This window comes from Neobacillus jeddahensis, from assembly GCF_000612625.1.
In the GTDB taxonomy this organism is placed as follows: Bacteria; Bacillota; Bacilli; order Bacillales; family Cytobacillaceae; genus Neobacillus; species Neobacillus jeddahensis.
Genome location: NZ_CCAS010000032.1, coordinates 19,890 through 40,926 on the forward strand (window position 1 = coordinate 19,890; position 21,037 = coordinate 40,926).

Below are 21,037 nucleotides of genomic sequence, written 5' to 3' on the forward strand. Positions count from 1 at the left end.
AATCAGCTTACTAATGGTAGTTTGATTTCAACTCTGGTCCCTTCTTTGATTTTACTTGTATAGGTGATGCTGCCATGATGCTGTTTCAAGATTTTATGGCAAATCATGATACCAAGCCCTGTTCCTTTTTCTTTCAAACTATAAAAAGGTTCACCTAAGCGGGGCAGGAGCTCCTCAGGAATTCCGCAGCCTTGATCTTGAACAGAAATAATACACTCTTCTACCGCACCCTTACGGAGGCTTATTACTATTTCACCACCTTGAGGCATGGCCTCAATCGCATTTTTTAAAACGTTTAGGAATACTTGTTTTAATTGATTCCTCTCGCCCGTAATCATAAGAGGTGGATCCTCTATCTTTAGTTTAAATTGAATATTATTTAAAAGGGCCTGCGGGGATAGTAACTCGAGCGTATTTTCAATTAACTCACCCACATTCGTCCGATTCAGGTTCACCGCCTGTGGTTTCCCCAATGTGAGCAGTTCACTCGTAATCGTTTCAATCCGCTCTAATTCATTTAAGAGTAAATCATTATATTTAATCGAACTGTTTTCCGCTTTATAAAGCTGGACAAAACCCTTGATCGTCGTAAGAGGATTGCGGATTTCATGGGCTACTCCCGCGGCTAATTCCCCTACGATCGAAAGCTTTTCAGATTGCAACAGAATTTCCTCAGATTTTTTTCGTTCCGAAATATCTCGGCTGATAATCACGATATTCTCAATACTATCCGTCTCACCCTTAACAGGCATACAACGGGACTCGAATTCAACCCAGTGCCCTTCCTTATGTTTCAGGCGAAATTCCATTGATAGTGACTTTTTCAGTTCAACTATCCTCAGAATTTTACTTCTAAACATTGTCACGTCATCGTGATGAATAAACATACACAAATCGAACCTTTCCAATTCACAGCATTGAAACCCTAAAACATGTTCATGGGAAGGGGAGAAATAAGTAATCGATTGTTCTTTATCCATCACCATAATAAGATCTGAGGTGTTCTCTGCGATGAGACGGTATTTCGATTCACTTGCTTCGACTAGCTTGTACATATCAGATAACCGATTATTTAATCGATAGAGTTTCATATAGGACTCTATCAATAATACCCCTACGATAACCCCTAACATCACAAACAATAGGTACTGAAGATGAAAGAAGGGCTGGTCTCTAAATACATTGAAAAGAAGTGGAACCGTAACCACATAAATCATTAAATAAAATCCATATAGAAGGATACATTTTTTTATGTAAGAAAGATGCTTCGTAAACAAATGTGTGAGCGAAAAAACGGTCATTATGCTCACCCAGCCGATAATCGCGGGTGACCATTGACCACTAGAGAACAGCCTCGAAACCAATGCAAATGCCCCTGTAATCATCCCAGGAATTGGCCCAAAATAGGCAAAAATCAAAATAACCGGTGCATAACGAATATCATAAGAATAGCCATTTTGCTGGAAAGCTTGCATTACGAGAATAACCGAAACAATTCCTCCATAGATCCCGACCCAAAAACGGACCCGCTTCAGGGGTTTTAGATTAATAAATGAGCCGATGACTAACGGTGTACTAATTAATAGGGAAAAAATAGCGAGATTAATAAAGTAATCTAAAAGGATCAACGGACTCCCACCCATATGTATAATATTTGCAATATTCCCTTTTATCTTAAACTACAATTATCACTATTTCTAGATAAGAGATAAACTTTTCGTTAGCCCTTTAGGACAAACACTCAAAATGCCTCAAAATATGCGGTCATGGTCGTCCAACTCCCCTATTAAGCTCTCTCCCTATAACTATCGGATATCATACAACTTACACTTTTCGTAAAAACTAGTTTTCCCTATTGCCAAAAGCTTTGCCGCATCCCGCTTGTTTCCCCTTGTCACAGCCAACGCTTGTATCAAGGCTTCTTTTTCTACTTTGGCTAGCGTCTCCTTTAAGGGGAGAACTTGCACTGCGTGGTTCTCAGTCTGATCGACCCTGGCTTGACTTTGAAGTTCATGCCCAACCTCTTGATCTCGTAAATATAGAGGCAGGTGAGAGACTTCAATGGTTTTCCCATCCAACACATTAATCGCCCGCTCTAACACATTCTCAAGTTCACGAATATTGCCTGGCCAAGCATGCTCTATTAGTCGTTGCTGTACCTCACCGCCTAGCTCAATCCCTTTTCTGAAAAATTTACCTCCTAATTTTTTCAATAGAGTTCTAGAAATTAACGGGATATCTGTCTCTCGTTCTCTAAGTGGTGGAATCTCGATTTTTATCACATTAAGCCGGTAGTATAAATCCTGGCGGAACGTTCCTTCCTTTACCATTTTCTCCAAATCCCGATGTGTGGCTGCAACGATTCGAACATCGATTGGAATGGATTTCTGACCGCCAACCCGCTGAACTTCCTTCTCCTGCAGAACTCGCAATAGTTTACTTTGCATCGAAAGTGGCATGTCACCGATTTCGTCCAGAAAAAGCGTCCCATTATGAGCAATTTCAAATTGTCCCTTTTTTCCACCCTTTTTCGCACCAGTAAATGCGCCATCATCATAACCAAACAATTCCGATTCGAGCAAATGCTCGGGAATCGATGTACAATTGATCGCGACAAACGGGAAGGACGCACGCTGGCTGTTGTTGTGGATGGCATGAGCAAACAATTCCTTCCCCGTACCCGATTCCCCGATCAATAAAACAGAGGAATGACTGGCGGAGATTCTTTCTGCCAGTTTTTTAGTTGCAAGAAAGTTCGGACTTTCACCGATTAAATCTTGGAAATGATATTTACTCTTCAACTCTTTTTCTACTTTTGTTTTATAATACTTTAGCTCTTCGACGAGGTGCTGAATCTTACTTTTATACATGCGCCATTCTTCAGGACTGCGAAACATAACTGTTCCTAATGCGCCGACGATTTCTCCATCGATGACAAGTGGGAAACGATTCGCAATCATTTCACTTCCGTTGATGGGATGAATGGCTGCCAGCTCTTTTTTCCCGGTTTTAGCAACGATGTGCATCCGTGTATTTTCAATGACATCTTGAACGGGACGATTAATAGCTTGATCAACAGTTGTCCCCAAAAATTCACAATAGGCTTCATTGATATAGAGAATGATTCCACTGCAATCAGTGACCACGATTCGTTCGGCTAAAAGACTAATGATTTGTTCATGCCACTCTTGTGGAATCGCTCTCATTTCCTGATTCATTTGATTCCCACCTTACCGTATTAGTTAACTTTATTATAGCAAAGGCAGGTAATAGTTAGGCCTCCTTAAAGGAGTTATGCTTTCCTATTTACAAAAAAAATCCTATTTAGCTGAACCAAATAGGATTCTTCTTGGAATTATTGGGCTGTATAGCCACCATCTAAAATAACAGCTTGCCCTGTTACGCCTCGCCCTTTGTCACTGGCTAGAAAGACAGCGTAATCGGCAATTTCCGTGACACTTAAAAGTCGCCGTTGTGGTACTAGTGGGAAAAGAACATCTTCGAGCACACGATCCACACTGACATTTCTCGTCTTCGCTAAATCGCCCATCTGATTTCTCACCAGTGGTGTATCAACATACCCTGGGCATAAAGCATTAACAGTGATACCATCGGCTGCACCTTCTAATGCCGCTACTTTCGTCAACCCAATCACCCCATGTTTTGCACTATTGTAGGCCGCCTTGCCAGCAAAGCCGATCACTCCATTGATCGACGCCATATTAATGATCCTGCCAAAGCCTTGTTTCTTCATGATTGGGAAGACATTTTTTATCCCAATAAACGGTGCCGTTAGCATAATTTTGATGAGTAATTCAAATTTTTCCGTCGGGAATTCCTCGAGCGGTGCGACATATTGCATCCCCGCATTGTTGACTAAAATATCTAGGCTTCCAAATGTTTGATAGGCATGCTGGAGGCTATTCGTGAACACCGCTTCATTGGTCACATCACATGGAGCCGATAGAGCGGTAAATCCATTCCTGGTTAACTCAGCTGCCACCTGCTCACATTTCTCAGCGTGTAAATCAGAGATGACCACGTTTGCACCTTCTTCTGCAAACGTCTTCGCTATTTCCAAACCAATTCCACTTGCAGACCCTGTAATAAATGCTGTTTTTCCTTCTAATAGCTTACTCACCCGAGAATCCTCCTTAAATGGCTAGACCTTCCTATTAAACTTTCTTTTTATATAATCCCAAAAATAGAATAAAGGGCAATTACAAAAAACACCGCTAATGTTTTAATAATGGTTACAGCAAAAATGTCACGATAGGATTGTTTATGGGTCAAGCCTGTCACGGCGAGTAAGGTAATGACCGCACCATTATGCGGAAGGGTATCCATCCCACCGGAGGCCATAGCAACAACACGATGCATGACTTCTGGCGGAATATTGGCAGCAGCAATTGCTTGATTGTACTTATCAGCCATTGCCCCTAAGGCAATCCCCATTCCCCCTGAGGCGGAACCCGTAATCCCAGCAAGAGTGCTTGTCGTCACAGCACCATTCACAAGCGGATTCGTAAAGGTGCTGGAGATACCGTCACTAACCTTGGCAAACCCTGGGAGTGAGGAAATGATCCCGCCAAAACCATATTCAGCACCCGTATTCATCGTCGCGAGCAAGGCTCCGGCAATACTAAGGTTTAAGCCTTCTTTAAAATTCACAGTTACCCGTTTCCAGTCAAACGCTAAGGTTGTGATGATCCCAACAACCAATGCCATTTCAATTGCCCATATGGCAGCGGATGCTGTGACATCAACGCTATAGGTTTTTAACCCAATTGCTGAAAAATCAAAGCCATTCGGATACCATTTGGGGATGTAGGTAATAAATAATTTATTGGTTACCCCGACCAACACGAGTGGGACAAACGCCATAATTTGTCGTAAAACAGATTGACTAGTGGTTAAATCAGGAACTGGCTGTTCTATTTCGACCGCGACTGCCCTATCCACTGCTGCGGCATCCTCTGTCGCAAATCCATAATAACCTTCGCCCGCTTTTGCGGCTTTTTTCCTTCTGGTTTCCAGATACAATAATCCAAGCCCAAGGACAAAAATGGCCCCGATTATTCCAAGTGCCGGTGCTGCATAGATATCGGTTTTAAAGAAGGCAATTGGAATGACGTTTTGAATTTGCGGTGTTCCTGGAAGGGCATCCATCGTAAAGGTGAAGGCACCTAGTGCAATTGTTCCTGGAATGAGACGTTTTGGAATATTGGCTTCTCTAAACAATTGCGCCGCAAACGGATAAATGGCAAACACGGCAACGAATAAGCTGACACCGCTATAGGTTAAAATCGCCCCTAAAAGAATAATCGTCAGCATCGCCCGTTTAGCACCAATGAGTCGAACAATCGTCTTCGCAATGGATTCGGCAATTCCGGACATTTCCACTACCTTCCCAAAAATGGCCCCTAATAAGAATACTGGAAAGTACGATTTAATAAACCCGACCATTTTTTCCATAAAGACACCAGAGAAGAAAGGTAACACATGACTTGGATCAATCAATAAAACAGCTAAAAGTGCACAGATCGGAGCGAATAAAATAACGGAAAAGCCTCGGTAGGCAACAAACATTAGTAGCCCCAATGACAATAGAATAATAAGTAGTTGCATGGATATCCCCCTTTGTCGTGTTTGTAAACTTCCAATTCCTTATTCCTCCAACAAAAAGTAAGCGCTTGCAAACAGGAAGTTACACTGTTTCTGTTGTGCAATTATTGTGCCAATTTTACAAAAAAATGAATATTCTCTTAATTCCATACAAGCAAATTACGAATTTCTAACTTTATTACTATCGGAACATTTATTATAGGATTAAAAGAGAAGGAATTAATTCCGCTATTCCGGAATATAAGCTGAATTGCCAATTCCGTAATGGCGGAATATTCCGTTTTTGCGGAATCAATTCCATCAACTGAAAAAGACCTTCCGCTAAGCGAAAAGGTCTCCAACCCTGCTGCACATATGTCACCAAACTAAGCTTTTTTGTTATTTCGATAAAAGGGCAAGAACCGTATCCAGCACCACATTTACCCCTTTTTCACAGTCCTCCCATGTCGTCAGTTCTTCCTCACAATGGCTTTTCCCATTTATACTTGGAACAAATAACATCGCAGTAGGAACATAGCTCGCAATAAATTGGGCATCATGTCCGGCCCCACTTACCATTCGTTTATTCGAATAGCCAAGGGATTGGGCTGATTGGTCAAAGTGCTGTAATAGTTCTTGATCAAACCAAACCGTATCACGATCCCATAATTTAGTCGTCTTCACCTCACAGCCCTCGTTTACGCCTAAGTACGGAAGTCCTTGGATGAAATCCTTGACAGCATTAACGATTTCCATGTCTTTATGCCGTGCCTCTAGGGTAAAAATTACCTTATTCGGAATCACCGTGTGGATACTCGGATACACGTTCACACGACCAATCGTAAAAACAAGCTCCTCGTCTAGCGAGCCCAAATGCTTACGAATTTCATTAATCAAATTATTGGTGGCAAACAGGGCATCCTTCCGCATACTCATCGGTGTTGTGCCGGCATGGTCCGATTCCCCGGTCACTTCAATCTCATAGCACGCCATTCCGACCACACATTCTACTACCCCGATGGCAAGTGCCTCTTTTTCAAGAATCGGACCCTGTTCTATATGTAACTCTAAAAACGCTGTCCCTTCCTGCAAACGATTCTCTATTTGCCCTTCATACCCACTTTTCTTTAAAGCTTCCTCAAAGGTCACTCCGTCTGCATCGACCTTTTGCAGCATGACCGCTTTTTCAAATTTTCCTGAGAGTACGCCCGATGCCATCATCGAAGGTTCAAATCTAGCTCCTTCTTCATTGGTAAAATTGACAAGTGTAATCGGGATTTGCGGTTTGATCTTGTTTTCTACCAAGGTACGTACAACCTCTAATCCTGTTAACACTCCTAAGACACCATCAAATCGGCCCCCCTTTTTAACTGAATCCAAGTGTGAGCCAATCAAAATCGGCGGTTTGTTTTCGATCCCTTCAAGTGTTGCATACATGCAGCCCATGTCATCTACTTTGACAGTTAAGCCTAATTCCTCACAGCAGGTGCGAAAGTAATCTCGGACGCGACAATCTTCCTCAGAAAGGGACAAGCGGGTTACTCCATTATTCTCTGTCTGCCCAAAGTCAGCAAATTGCTCCAATGTCTGCTTCAATCTGTCCCCATTGATCAATAACTTTTGTCGTTGCATTAGTAAGCACTCTCCTTTTTAAAATACTGATCCTGCCTGGTCATCAAGTATGTTTAATAAACTCATAGAGTACAAAAGTGTAGATATTCTTTCTAAATATTCAGTTAACATTTCTATTATACACCACCACCCCTGCCTGTCATTAGACAAAACATAAAATCTCTCCCATGAATAATTTGCTCTTTTGTATGATTTTTCCCTTTGTTATAAAAAAAAGTGAAATGGGGATCCACTCTCTCCCATTTCACTTTTGCCGTTTATTCTGGATTTACTTTTGTATTAAAGACTTGCTTGCCATCTTTGTACTCTAACACAGTTGCTGATTTAATTGGGTTATGGTTTTTATCAATCGTGACAATCCCAGTTACTAAGGATAAGTCTTTCGTTTTTGCTAAGGCATCCTTAATTTTACTTGAATCTGTACTGCCAGCACGCTCGATGGCATCGGCTAATAGATAAACAGAATCATAGCCAAGGGCATTGAAGGCATTTGGTGATGCACCATCGTTTTGATCTTTAAAAGTTGACACAAACGTTTGAATCTTTTTATCAGGATCTTCAGAAGAGTAGTGGTTCGTAATAAATGTATTATTTAACGCATCAGCTCCAGCTAACTCTACTAGCTTAGGTGAATCCCAGCCATCAGCGCCCATTAATGGTGCTGTAATTCCCATTTCGCGTGCTTGTTTTACAATTAGGCCCACCTCTTCGTAGTATCCAGGGATAAAGATAAACTCTGGATTTTTTGATTTAATCCGAGTTAGGGTAGCACGGAAGTCCGTATCCTTCGCTACATAGGCTTCTTCCGCCACAATTTTACCTCCTGCCGCTTTGAACGTTTCTTTAAATGAGGCTGCTAGTCCTTTTGCATAATCACTGGCACTATCCGCAAAAATAGCAACGTTCTTTACCTTTAATTCCTTGGAAGCAAAGTTTGCTGCAACCGTTCCTTGGAACGGATCAATAAACGATGTACGGAAAACAAATTCATTCAATTTCCCTTTTTCCGTAACCGTTACATTTGGACTTGTTCCAGAAGGAGTTAACAAAACTGTTTTATTACTATTAGCAATTTCCGTCTGGGCAACTGTGTCCCCGCTAGTGGCAGCCCCAATAATCGCGGTTACCTTATCCTGACTGGTTAACTTGATGGCACCATTGGTAGCTTCGGCAGCATCTGATTTATTATCGACTTTTACAACATCGAGCTTTTTACCATCTACTCCACCTTTTTTATTAATTTCGTCGACGGCAAGATTGATTCCTGCGGCAAGTGACTCACCATAAGAGGCAACGCCACCCGAAAGCTCTAAGTTAACCCCGACTTTGATTGTCTTACTTTCGCCAGAACTCTCTTTCGCTCCTGAACATCCCGCTAATACTCCTGCCAATAATGTCGATGCCATAAACATCTTTGCAAAATTCTTCTTCATGTTGAAATTCCCCTTTTATTATCCGATTTTTCTGAAATTTAGAGACATAAAAACCTGTCCCGTTAAAGATAAAATGTTTTGGTTCGTTATTAAATGAATGAATGAAACTATTTTAATACTATTTTTGTCTCTCGTCTAGTATATTATTTATTAATTTTAATTTTTCTGAAATTAATAGTTTCAAATAGTTTGAGGATAGAACAAACTATTTGCGAAATAATAATTGGAACACTCAATATTATTTTTGATTTATAGCATTCTCCCCACAAAAATATCCTAGGATATCTATATAAAAAAACAGTCCCCATTGGAGACTGTTTTTTACTAGTCTTTATTTTTTCTTAGCATGTTTACGCATGTCGAAGGCTACAGCAACGACAATGATGAGTCCTTTTACAATGAATTGGATGTATGGACTAACACCTAGGAAAGCTAGACCGTAGTTGATGATTTGGAAAATGAGTACCCCAGTTACAACCCCTGGAACTGAACCAATACCACCAGATAATGATACACCACCGACCACACAAGCTGCGATCGCATCAAGTTCATACATATTACCTGTATTATTTGTCGCACTACCTACACGACCTGCTTCAAGTGTACCAGAGAAGCCATATAGTAGACCGGCAATCATGTAAATAATGATAAGATTTCTTGCAACGTTTACACCGGAAACCTTTGCTGCTTCAGGGTTACCTCCGATGGCAAACATATTTTTACCAAGCTGTGTCTTATTCCATATGACCCAGATCACTACTGTCGCAATAATCGCGTATAGAACAAGATATGGAATTTCATATGATCCGATTGGAATCCCACGTTGAGCAAAAGTAGTAAATTTTTCACTTAGTCCTCCAATTGGCTGTGCCCCATATGGAGGACGGTCAAAATAGATAGATGTCATTCCATAGACGCCAATCATCATCCCAAGTGTTGCAATAAAAGGAGGAACGTGTAACTTCGCTACAATCACACCATTTAGTGTCGCAATTAAGCCTGTTGCCAACATTGCAATCAGAATTGGAACAATCAATGGTAATTCTGGTAGATTCGGATACATTTTGTATGCATAGTCACCAGCTTGCAGCATCGAGGCCGAGACAACAGCGGCAAGTCCAACCATCCGTCCTGCCGATAAGTCGGTACCAGCTGTAATGAGGATCCCTGCCATCCCGAGGGCAATGATAATCCGGGAAGAGGATTGACTTAATATATTGATAAGGTTTGTCACTGATAGAAAGTCTGGAGAAGCGATAACAATTCCAACAACTAGTAAAATCAAGAAAACATAAATTACATTATCGAAGAGCCATTTGGTTATATTGGTTGTTTGTGAAGCTGAATTTTTCATGTGCATCTCCTCCTAATACAAAGCTGCTAATCGCATAATTTCTTCTTGGGAAGTTGTGGACGTATCGACGATCCCAGCTGCTTTTCCATTACTCATTACTAAAATTCGGTCTGTAACACCTAAAAGCTCTGGCATTTCGGAAGAAATCATAATAATTCCCTTGCCATCTGCGGCTAATTCGTTGATTAACTGATAAATTTCGAACTTTGCCCCTACATCAATACCCCTTGTTGGTTCGTCTAGTAATAAAATTTCAGGCTTTGTTAACAGCCAGCGCCCGATAATCACCTTTTGCTGGTTCCCACCTGAAAGACTTCCAATTGGCGTTTTTTGTGACGGGGTTTTCACGTTCATGGAATCAATGACCCATTTTGTATCATCGGCTACCTTGCTGTTAGAAAGGAACCCGCTTTTTGTTTTATAGTGCTTCATGTTAGAAATGATGGAGTTAAAACTAATGCTTAGGTCTGGAAAAATTCCTGTTGATCTTCGTTCTTCTGTTACAAGGGCAAATCCATTTTTAATGGCATGCTGTGGCGTAGGGTTATTAACCAACTTACCATTTAATTCAATCGATCCCGATGATAACGCCCTGATCCCAAATAATGCCTCCACGACTTCCGTTCGTTTTGACCCGACTAATCCCGCAATTCCTATGATTTCACCTTTCTTCAATTCGAAGCTAACATTTGAAAAAGAAGGTTGTGTTTCAGCAGTCAAATCCGATACTTTTAAAATGACATCACCAGGTTTGTTGACCTTTTCAGGGAAACGCTGTGATAAATCACGACCAACCATTAGCTTGATGATTTCGTCTGTGGTGAGGTCCTTCGCACTTTTGGTCGCAATATATTGACCGTCACGCATAATCGTTACTTCATCAGAAATCTTTAAGATTTCCTCCATTTTGTGCGAAATGTAGATGATGGCGACATTCTCACTTTGGAGCCTTCTAATGATTCTAAAGAGGTGATTTACCTCTGTCTCGGTTAGTGATGAGGTTGGCTCATCCATCACGATTATTTTTGAATGATAGGAGACGGCCTTCGCAATTTCTACCATCTGCATTTCCGAAACAGACAAGGTACTTACCTTACTGCGTGGATCAATATGGATGTCAAGGCTATCAAAAATTGCCTTTGTCTCTTCGTACATCTTCTTTTCATCGATAAAGATTCCCTTTTTGGGATAACGACCTAACCAAAGATTATCCATGACATTTTGCTGACGTACTTGATTTAGTTCTTGGTGCACCATGGATACACCGTTTTCTAAAGCCTGCTTGGAGTTGGCAAATGAAATCTCTTTTCCGTCAAAGTGAATTTTGCCTTCATCCATCGAATAAATTCCAAATAGACATTTCATTAAGGTCGATTTGCCTGCTCCATTTTCGCCCATTAAGGCATGTACCGAACCGGGCCTCACTTTCAAGGAAACATTGTCTAATGCGAGTACCCCAGGGAATCTTTTCGTTATATTGAGCATTTCAAGTAGATTGGTAGAACTAGATTCTGACATGAGCGAACCTCCTTGTTAAACCATTTAAAAATATGAGAGTTCTAGTTGATGCATCTCATACTTATTTATAAAATCATTCGCTGTTTTTAACGGTGTCCATCTCCATGATTGGAGTCTTACCCCGAACGAAAGAAAAGCGATCCCTTTTCCTTTGTTCGAAGAGCGCCAAGGGGCCAGTTTTCCTCAGCCCCGGACCGGCGCTAGCTCTGCTTATTTGTATGCGTCTTTACCAACTTGGATATTGTCTTTTGTTACTTCGATGTACGGTACACGAACGGCTTTTTTGTCGTCAAGCTTCCATTCTGTTCCATCTAATACATCTTTGCCCTTTGCTGCATTTGCTGCTAGTTCAACCGTTGCACTACCTTGGTTTTTCGCGTCATTTAAGATCGTACCAACCATTTTGCCTTTTTCAATCATTTCAAGTGCTTCTGGTATTGCATCAACACCTACAACTGGCATAAACTTGTCACCAGAGAAGTAGCCTGCTTTTTCAAGAGAGGCAATTGCACCTAGTGCCATACCATCGTTGTTAGCAATAACAAATTCGATTTTTTCGTTGTATTTAGCTATCCACGCATCCATCTTTTCAGTTGCTTTTGTTGCATCCCACATAGCCGTATCCATTGCTAATTCATCTACTTCAATACCTTTTGCTTTAACTGTGTCAATGGCATATTTCGTACGTGCTTCGGCATCTGGGTGTCCTGGTTCACCTTTTAATAAAACGTATTGAAGTTTGCCGTCCTTGTTTTTATCATATTTATCCTTGTTAGCTTCCCACGCCTTCGCAATGAGCTCCCCTTGAAGAACGCCTGATTCTGAGGATGTAGTTCCAACGTAATAGGCTTTATCATAGCCCTTTAATACGGCTTCATCTGGCTCTTTGTTAAAGAAGATAACTGGAATATTCTTTGGTTTTGCTTTATCAATAATCGTTTGTGCTGCTTTTGGATCTACTAGGTTAATCGCTAGTGATTTTGCGCCTTTTGCAATCAACGTATCGACTTGTTCAATTTGTTTTGCTTGGTCGTTTTGTGAGTCATTCAACATAAGGTCTACATTTCCTTTTGCTGATGTTTCCATGGCACGGCGAACGTAGGACATGAAGTTATCGTCAAATTTGTAAATGGTCGCACCCACTGCTGGAAGATCGCTGTCCTTACTTTTTCCAGAATCGCCAGACCCGCTTGTAGAGTCGCTGCAGCCTGTTGCTAATAGAATACTAGATGCAACTGTTAATGATAGAATTAATCCTTTTTTCTTTTTCAACATGTCATCATGCTCCTTTTTCTGTTTTGTAAAGACTCTGGTAAGCTGCTTTAAACCTCTCAACTTAGCCCCCCTTGTAAGCCCTTACACACATAGTAGCATCGAAAGGTCCATCACAATAGTTCTAATCTATAGCACATATTTGCGATTACCTAGACTTTTTTGCAAACGCTTGCAAAAAAGCCTAGAAGCACCCGCCCAAGGGAAACAAGCACATGACGGGATGCTTGAGGCTCGTCTACAGAAAGCGAGGGGCATTTCGGAAGCGTTTAAAATAACAGCCATCAATACGAATACAGTCATAAACAAAGACCAACCCGCATTTGCGAATTGGCCTTTTCAAGTTTTAGTTTACGGTCACCTTTCGGAATTCCGTCGGCGATAATCCGGTTTGCTTTTTAAACACCCGGCTAAAATAATTCGGATCCTTGTACCCGATCGAATAGCAGATTTCCTTTAAACTTTTTCCTGGATCAAGCATCTCTTCCTTCGCATGCTTGATCCTAATTTCCGTTACGTAATCAATGAATGTCATCCCAAACCGATCTTTAAATAACTTACTAAAATAAAACGGACTAAGTTCCACATATTCTGCAGCTGACTCCAAAGTGATCGAGTCGGCATAATGCACCTCGATATAATCTTTTGCTTTTTGGAGCATCCCCTTGGCATGATTGTTCCGCCAAAGCTGTACATGCTGCACCACCGCCAGCAAATGTGCTTTGCCTTTTTCAAAAATAAAGCCGATATCATCTGAACGATCAATTAGTGGAGTCCTTCCATAATTGATACCTAGATCATGAAGCATGCGTGAAATGAGAATAAACAATTCATCGAAAGACTTTTTCAGTACTTCTAAATTCAAGTTCTTAGTCGTTTCAAGCCTCTTGACGTACGAATCAAAAATAAACATCACTTGATTCACATCACCTTGCCTGATGGAGTCTAACAGTTTCTTCTCTATCTCAAAATGGCCATTCTCAGTAGGCAGTTCAAAGACTTCTCCTGGCTTATTGGAAAATAAGAATAAGCGATTCGTTGTTTCTAACAGCTGCTCCAGTGCTAACGCAGCTTCATGATAGGACTTATTAAGTTCTTGTGCATGACTATATGGATTGCCGATGCCCACCTTAAAAACCGCATCCATCTCCAGACCTTCTGTCTGCCATAGCCGGTTGAGACCTTCTACCGTTGCTTGTGCATTGGTTTTGAAATAGTCCTTTTCGGTTGACTTTCGGCAGAGAAAAAGGATTGGCACTTGCGTATCCGTAGTGGGGCCAATGACTATTTCGTGCTTCTTCACCACATTTTTGAGGCCTTCCTTAAGCCAGTGATACCAATTTTGTTTTTCAACGGGCGTGAATGTTTTTTTACCCTTCGGCTCCAAATAAATGAGCATCATATATCCTGATGTGATTTCTCCGCCTATCAGCTGTCCCCATTCATCAAAGGATATATCCTGTACCTGGTTCATTAAGAGCGAGGAAACCCACTCTTTTTGGGCAATCGAGACGGCCCGGCTCAGGTTTTCCCGCAGGCTTTGCTGCTCTTCTTTTTGTCTGCGCTCGGTGTGGATTTCATTTGCTACTCGTTGTAAGCTCGTTACAATATCCTGCTTACTGCTCGGCTTTAAGATGTATTCCTTCACTCCCTGTTGCATCACTTCTTTTGCATATTCAAATGTATTAAAGGCAGAAACCATGATAAAGCGAATATCCGCGTCCATTTTTTTGATTTCCTTCACAGCTTGGACTCCGTCAATCCCCGGCATTTTTATATCCATAAAGATAATATCAGGGCGGTGTTCCTGGGCCATTTCTATCGCCACTCTCCCATTGGGTGCTTCACCCACTACCGTCACATTCTCGATAGAGCTAGTAACGATTTGGGCTACGGCTTTCCGCTCTAGAACCTCATCATCCACTATAAGTATTTTTAACAAGTTCTCTTCCCCCTTTGGCCACGGCAGGTATCGTCAGTCTAAAAATGGTCCCATTTTTCCATTTTGATTCGATTTCAACAATATCATTTCGCTGATAGTAGAGCTGCAGCCTTCTAATCACATTTTTCACTCCAATGCCGTTTGAATGTCCTTTTGGTCGGTCCGCTTCGACCACCTCCTCTGTCTCCATTCCATTTGCATAATTCAACAGTTTTCGTTTGGTGGCCTCGTCCATCCCTTCACCATTATCAATCACTTCGACATACACTCGGTCGTCATATCGATAAATGCGGAGACTGATTACGGCATTTTCTTCGTATTCCTCGACGCCATGGATAAAAGCATTTTCAACAAGTGGTTGGAGAATTAAGCTGGGAATCTCGATATTCAAACAGTCATCCTCAATTTCTGTGATAAATTGAATCCGTTCACCAAATCGTGTCCGCTGGATAAAAAAATACTCTTTCACGATTTTCACTTCATCTCTTAAAGTTGACGCCTTATCTAAATCACTCAGATTGTATCGTAGTAAAGCTGCTACCGCCTCAATAAGCCGTGATGTCTGCTCTGCCTCTTCTAAATAGGCCATCTTTGAAACCGTATTCAAAGTATTGAACAGAAAGTGAGGATTAATTTGATTTTGCAAACTCTTTAGCTCTAATTCCTTTAAAAGCTTATCGAGTTCACCCTGTTGTTTGATTTCTGTGACAAGCTGCCTAATGTTGGCGCGCATTTGGTTGAAGGTTTCCGTTAACGGTTTTAATTCGTCCTTTGTTGTTATTTTGATATCCTCTCCTGCTAGGTTTCCTGTGGAGATTTCCTTTGCAGCCTTTGATAAGAGACTAATTGGTTTGGTAATCCCACCGGATATCCACAAAGCCAGCAGGGTGCTAAGGAAAAAGGCTGCCGCAAACAAGGAAATAGACATCAGCTTGTAATAATGATTTTGCTGTTCCATTTGATCATAAAACTTTTGATAGTCTGTTAATTTATTATTCAACAAGTCAAGCGTACTTTCCTGAAGAAAGGAATTTATTTTTAATACTTCATTAAAGTGATTCGAATATTGATTGATCTCATCCTGCTGAAAAGCGCCGATCGTTGCATCGCCCTCATCTAAAAAGCTATCAATCATATTTTTATAATTTGTCAGTGTCACCTCTTGAGTGCTCATGACCTTGTAGAGTCGGTTTTGATCTTTAATCAGCTTGAGCTTTTCCCTTCGATAGTCTTTCAGATGTGAATTTTCCTTATCTAAAATATAGCCATGCAGCTTTTCTGTCAGTAAATTACTTCTTTGTGAGATATCATTCAGTAAGAGAAACCGTTCGAAGCTTTCATCATATTCTGTCACTAACTTTTCGCTGCTGTTATAAAAAATAAAGCCGACCGTGGTTAACAACACCACCAGGACAATAAAATACAGGAGTAATTTTGATTTTATTCGAAATAACATCAGCGGATTTCCACCTTTCTGTCCTGATAGCTCAAGGGTAAATCTTTTAGGCGTAATATCCGCGTTTCCGTATGGACAACAGGTGTAACTTTTTTTCCATTAATGAGGTCGATCATCATCGTGACCGCACCATAGCCCATTTGATAGGGCTCTTGCACAACCGTAGCCTTAATCGTCCCTTTTCGTATATATTCAATTGTTTCTGGTAAGGTATCAAAGCCAATGATATAAATTTGATTCTGCTTTTGATATTTCTCCACCATTTGGGCAATTTCAATCCCGTCTAATGCACTGGTCCCAAAGAAAGCCGTAACTTCTGGATGATCCTTCAGGATTTGAGTGGCTTTTTCAGCTGCTTTCACTCTGCTAATTTCAGACTCTTCGACAGCAATAATATGGATTCCCTTCTCCTCTTTTACGGCATCCTGAAATCCCTTAACACGCTGTTGCATATGGTTGGCATAGAAGGTTCCAGTAATAATGGCAACATTGGCCTTTCCTTTTGTATCCGCTATCAATTCTTTCCCTGCTAAATAGCCAGCATAATAATTATCCGTACCGATATAAGCTTCTCGCCTGCTATTTGCGGCATCTGTATCAACCGTAATAACAGGGATTCCTTTTTCCACAACCCGGTTGATCAGCGGGGTAAACTGCTCATCACTTAACCCCTGGGTCATGATCCCATCTACTTTAGAGGCGGCCGACATTTCTATCGTTTTGACATGATCCTCAATATTCGCCTGCTTTGGCCCGACATATTCTAACTGTACGCCATATTTATCTGCGGCGGCTCTTGCCCCTTTTTCTACCAATCTCCAATAATCATTATCTAGCTCCTCAGGCACCATCACAAAATGATATTGATACTTTTTTACTATTTTCTCCTCTTTTGGCAAATCATGCGTGACCACCTTATAGCCATAAAAACTAGCAAATGAGCAACTTACAAGAAAAAACACGATTCCAAACGTATAAGCCATGATGGATAATTTGCTCATAAACCCTCCTAAATTCCTAGTACCATTCTAGATAACCATATTATACGGAACAACCCAAAATCCGACAATCCTAAATGGTATAAAGTGTAAACGGGTGATAAGTGATAAGTGATAGATAATTGGTGACAGGCACCAAGAAAAGACACATCCTCCATTTTGTCCATTCCAGGTGGACACCTTTCCGGCAACACAAAAAACCCACCAACATAGATTGGTGAGTTTAGTTTAGAAGCTGCTATTTCTGATGATGAGGTCTGTAGCGATGAAGATTTTTTTGGCTATTTTTCTGCCAGCAATCCGCTCCAACAGTGTATCTACTGCCGTTTCGCCCATAATTTCGGTATAGACCTTAACCGTACTTAAAGACGGAAAAACGTATTTAGAGATGCTAATATCGTTGACGCCAATGATGTTGACACGATCCGGAACAGCAATCCCTTCTTCCAATAACGCTCGCAATGCCCCTACTGCAAGCGAGTCATTCCCCGCAAAAAAGGCGGTCGGAAGGAGATCCCCGTGTTCGTGAATCGCCCGTTTCATCAATGCATGACCATCATCAGCCGAGAAGTTCCCTACATACATAAACAACTCATTCAATAACCCTTTTTCTGTTAAATAGCTCTTAAACGTCGTTTCCCTTTGATCCTCAATAATAGACGTTTTATCTTTAAACACTTCTCTACCGCCAATATAACCAATCTTTTCATGACCAGTAAGAATAAAATGATCGAGCACCTTTTTTGTTGCCCGTTCAAAATCGATTACAATCGAATCAAATTTTTCTTCATCTGGTGAAGTGTCTACAAAAACGATATTTTTCGTCAGCTTTCGAAGCTCACTTACTTGCTTCTTGCTAAATTTCCCGATGGCAATTAGCCCTTGAATCTCTTCTTCATTCAACTCTTCATAGTTATCCTGAAAATACTTGGCCACCTGAATCCCCTGCTGGCGGCATTGGTTTTCTACCCCTAGCCGAATCGACATATAATATAAATCTGCTAGCTCTTCTTGCTCAGTATACCATTGCAGTAGAGCAATTTTTCCTGACTCCTGCTTGCGGGCCGGCTTCTTTTTATATGACAATTCTTCAGCAGCCTCAAAAATTCGCTTTTTCGTTTCATCGCTGACAGAAAGGCTCGTATCATAATTCAACACACGGGATACAGTCGCAATTGATACCCCAGCCATTTGGGCAATGTCCTTAATTGTAGCCATGCATCAATCTCCTATTCTCTTAGCGGAAAAGCGATACTTCGTTCTGGAATAGTATAATTGTTCAGGCTCTAAAATGGTAGGCGGAAATTCCGGATGATGAATGGCATCAGGCAAGCCTTGTGTTTCAAGACAAACCCCCAGATAATTTCTTGCTTGGACTCCAGAGATCGAAAATGGTCCTTCTAATTGATTGGAGGTATAGAGCACCACACACGGCTGATTCGTCGTCACTTCCAGGGTTCGGCCGCTTGCCTCGTCACTTAGAACAATCCGATTTTCACCCTTTTTTGAAAAAATCATTGGGTGGTCATAGCCCTTTCCTGCCAGCACATTTTGTGGGTGGGATGAATTCATCCCTTCATGTAACAGCCTCCCAGATTTAAAATCAAATGGGGTATGGGCTGTGCCGATCATTTTTCCAGTTGGAATTAAATCTGGTCCCAACTCTAAAAACGAGTCAGCCTCCAATTGAAGCCGATGATCTGAACAATCTCTTTTTAGATTCCCACTTAAATTGAAATACGAATGATTCGTTAAGTTAACCACTGTCGTTTGATCCGTTTTTCCTTCAAATGTGATGATAAGTTCATTGTCATTGGTCAACAAATAGGTAACAGTCGTGTCTAAATTACCTGGATAGCCTTCATCACCATCAGGGCTTTGATAGAAAAACTTCACACCGACTGCGTGTTCCTCCTCCACTTTCTCAGCTTCCCATATGACGGAGTTAAATCCCTTGTTACCACCGTGCAAATGGTTAGGTGACTCATTGGCATGAAGGCGGTATTCCTTCCCAGCCAACTCAAAGGATGCATCCTTGATTCTTCCGGCCACACGACCGATTACTGCCCCAAAATACGGCGACCATTTCGGATAGTCCTCAAATTGTTCAAACCCCAGAACGACATTCTCTATGTTCCCGTTTCGGTCAGGGACAAGAATTTTCGTAATAACGCAACCGAAATTTAGAACCGAAACTGTCATCCCCGCATCATTGATTAGGGAATACTCGATTACCTGTTCACCTTCATAACGTCCGAATAAACGATCTTCCATTTTCATTTCTATCCACATCCTTCATATTTAGCGGGGTAATTATTCACCTAATGCCTCGATGAATCGGCGGAAACCTGCGGTTCCCTGCTCATTCCGCTTAAATACCCCTGCATCCTCTAATACACGTAAAAATTTCTTCCCTACTTCTTCCCTTACTAATCCTTCAACATTTGATTCAGTTGCCATCGTTCCATAACGAGCTTCCAATTCCTCAGCCCACTCAATATGATAGTCGGCAACTAGATGTGATTTCCCTAAAATATACTTCTCTACCTCTTCAAGCTCATCCTTAAGACGGGCTGGAAGAACGGCCAATCCCATCACTTCAATAAGGCCTATATTTTCCTTCTTAATATGGTGGACATCGGCATGCGGATGGAATATCCCCAATGGATGCTCGGCACTCGTACGGTTGTTGCGAAGTACCAAGTCCAGTTCAAAATGATCACCATTTTTGCGGGCAATCGGCGTAATAGTATTGTGTGGGGTCTCATCCGTCCACGCCCTAATACAAACGGCCTCGTCACTGTAATTTTTCCACTTGACTAAAATATGCGCCGCTGCCTCAACCAAATCACTACTTTGCTCGGCACGGAGACGAATGACAGACATTGGCCATTTAACAACGGAACAAGCGACACCCGGGAATCGTTCAATTGTAAACGTCCATTCTGATTCAGCCTTTGCCATCGCAAATTGATAATTCCCACCTTGATAGTGCTCATGCGATAAAATCGAGCCGCCAACAATCGGGATATCGGCATTCGAGCCTAAAAAGTAATGCGGAAATTGCTCCACAAAGGCTAGCAATCTGGCAAATGTCGCTTGACTGATTTTCATATCGGTATGGGATTCTGATAACACAATACAATGCTCGTTATAGTACACATATGGTGAATATTGCAAATAAAAGTTCTCATCCAGCAAATTCACGCGAATCATCCGATGGTTGGAGCGAGCAGGATGACCGATTCTCCCCGCGTACCCTTCGTTTTCAACACAAAGCAGGCACTTCGGATAACTAGATTTCTTCGCCATTTTCTCTAGTTCGATGCTTTTCGGATCTTTTTCCGGCTTCGATAAGTTAATCGTAATGTCTAACTCACCATACCATGTCGCAGCCTTATACTCGATATTTTGGCGGATCCGCTTCATCTGGATATAGTTACTATTTTTACTTAAATCGTAAAAATACTGTGTCGCATTAATTGGACTTTGTTGATAATATTCATAGAATTCTTGATTAATCGTCGACGGGCGTGCCAGAAAGCAATTCATGATCTTACTTAAAAAAATGTCCTTTTGATCAAATAAATCTTCAATAATTCCTTGCTCGATCGCGTATCCGACCAAATGCTCCAGTAAATCAGGAATATCCTCGGTCGCCTCTCCTCCGGCTACTTCCATACATTCATCTAACTGCAGTAGTGAGAGTACTTGATTCCGTACATAGATCTCATCTTCTGGCTTCATTAATTGTGTAACAAGCGCTTGATTGATTAATTGTTGTACATGTTGAAAAATCATTTTAGTCCCCCCCTATCTCGGTGTTGC

15 protein-coding genes are annotated in these 21,037 nt (G+C 41.3%); all 15 read right to left on the minus strand.

Features of this window, described 5'->3' with window-relative positions; genetic code table 11:
* Positions 1-2: 2 nt before the first annotated feature.
* The 15 genes from TY15_RS14315 to galT all read right to left on the minus strand — a co-directional run bounded on the left by TY15_RS14315 (position 3) and on the right by galT (position 21,010).
* A complete protein-coding gene (locus TY15_RS14315) occupies positions 3-1,628 on the minus strand; it encodes an ATP-binding protein (protein WP_040205172.1) in 1,626 nt (541 codons plus the stop codon).
* A 177-nt stretch (positions 1,629-1,805) separates the two neighbouring features.
* Complete coding sequence (locus tag TY15_RS14320) at positions 1,806-3,218, minus strand: sigma-54 interaction domain-containing protein (protein WP_040205176.1); 1,413 nt, start codon at positions 3,216-3,218, stop codon at positions 1,806-1,808.
* A gap of 137 nt (positions 3,219-3,355) precedes the next feature.
* Positions 3,356-4,141, minus strand: a complete 786-nt coding sequence (locus TY15_RS14325; protein WP_040205178.1) for a 3-hydroxybutyrate dehydrogenase — start codon at positions 4,139-4,141, stop codon at positions 3,356-3,358.
* Positions 4,142-4,188: 47 nt separating this feature from the next.
* On the minus strand, positions 4,189-5,628 hold the full coding sequence (locus tag TY15_RS14330) for a GntP family permease (protein ID WP_040205179.1): 1,440 nt from the start codon (positions 5,626-5,628) through the stop codon (positions 4,189-4,191).
* Positions 5,629-6,003: 375 nt separating this feature from the next.
* Positions 6,004-7,236, minus strand: a complete 1,233-nt coding sequence (locus TY15_RS14335; RefSeq protein WP_040205182.1) for a Zn-dependent hydrolase — start codon at positions 7,234-7,236, stop codon at positions 6,004-6,006.
* Between the two features lie 257 nt (positions 7,237-7,493).
* On the minus strand, positions 7,494-8,669 hold the full coding sequence (locus TY15_RS14340; protein WP_040205185.1) for an ABC transporter substrate-binding protein: 1,176 nt from the start codon (positions 8,667-8,669) through the stop codon (positions 7,494-7,496).
* A 331-nt stretch (positions 8,670-9,000) separates the two neighbouring features.
* Positions 9,001-10,023, minus strand: a complete 1,023-nt coding sequence (gene mglC / locus TY15_RS14345; RefSeq protein ID WP_040205187.1) for a galactose/methyl galactoside ABC transporter permease MglC — start codon at positions 10,021-10,023, stop codon at positions 9,001-9,003.
* 12 nt (positions 10,024-10,035) lie between these two features.
* The gene (gene mglA, locus TY15_RS14350; protein WP_040205189.1) at positions 10,036-11,541 is read right to left on the minus strand and encodes a galactose/methyl galactoside ABC transporter ATP-binding protein MglA; all 1,506 of its coding nucleotides are present in this window, start codon (positions 11,539-11,541) and stop codon (positions 10,036-10,038) included.
* 210 nt (positions 11,542-11,751) lie between these two features.
* Positions 11,752-12,816, minus strand: a complete 1,065-nt coding sequence (gene mglB, locus TY15_RS14355; RefSeq protein ID WP_040205465.1) for a galactose/glucose ABC transporter substrate-binding protein MglB — start codon at positions 12,814-12,816, stop codon at positions 11,752-11,754.
* A 343-nt stretch (positions 12,817-13,159) separates the two neighbouring features.
* The gene (locus TY15_RS14360; RefSeq protein WP_040205190.1) at positions 13,160-14,755 is read right to left on the minus strand and encodes a response regulator; all 1,596 of its coding nucleotides are present in this window, start codon (positions 14,753-14,755) and stop codon (positions 13,160-13,162) included.
* A complete protein-coding gene (locus TY15_RS14365) occupies positions 14,730-16,211 on the minus strand; it encodes a sensor histidine kinase (RefSeq protein WP_040205193.1) in 1,482 nt (493 codons plus the stop codon). Before TY15_RS14365 ends, TY15_RS14360 begins: the two co-directional genes overlap by 26 nt.
* Positions 16,211-17,212 (minus strand): sugar-binding protein, encoded by a 1,002-nt coding sequence (locus TY15_RS14370; RefSeq protein ID WP_040205196.1) that lies wholly within the window; start codon positions 17,210-17,212, stop codon positions 16,211-16,213. Before TY15_RS14370 ends, TY15_RS14365 begins: the two co-directional genes overlap by 1 nt.
* A 225-nt stretch (positions 17,213-17,437) precedes the next feature.
* On the minus strand, positions 17,438-18,427 hold the full coding sequence (locus TY15_RS14375; RefSeq protein WP_040205199.1) for a LacI family DNA-binding transcriptional regulator: 990 nt from the start codon (positions 18,425-18,427) through the stop codon (positions 17,438-17,440).
* 3 nt (positions 18,428-18,430) lie between these two features.
* The gene (locus TY15_RS14380) at positions 18,431-19,489 is read right to left on the minus strand and encodes an aldose epimerase family protein (RefSeq protein ID WP_040205202.1); all 1,059 of its coding nucleotides are present in this window, start codon (positions 19,487-19,489) and stop codon (positions 18,431-18,433) included.
* Between the two features lie 33 nt (positions 19,490-19,522).
* On the minus strand, positions 19,523-21,010 hold the full coding sequence (galT, locus tag TY15_RS14385) for a UDP-glucose--hexose-1-phosphate uridylyltransferase (protein WP_040205204.1): 1,488 nt from the start codon (positions 21,008-21,010) through the stop codon (positions 19,523-19,525).
* Positions 21,011-21,037: the final 27 nt, after the last annotated feature.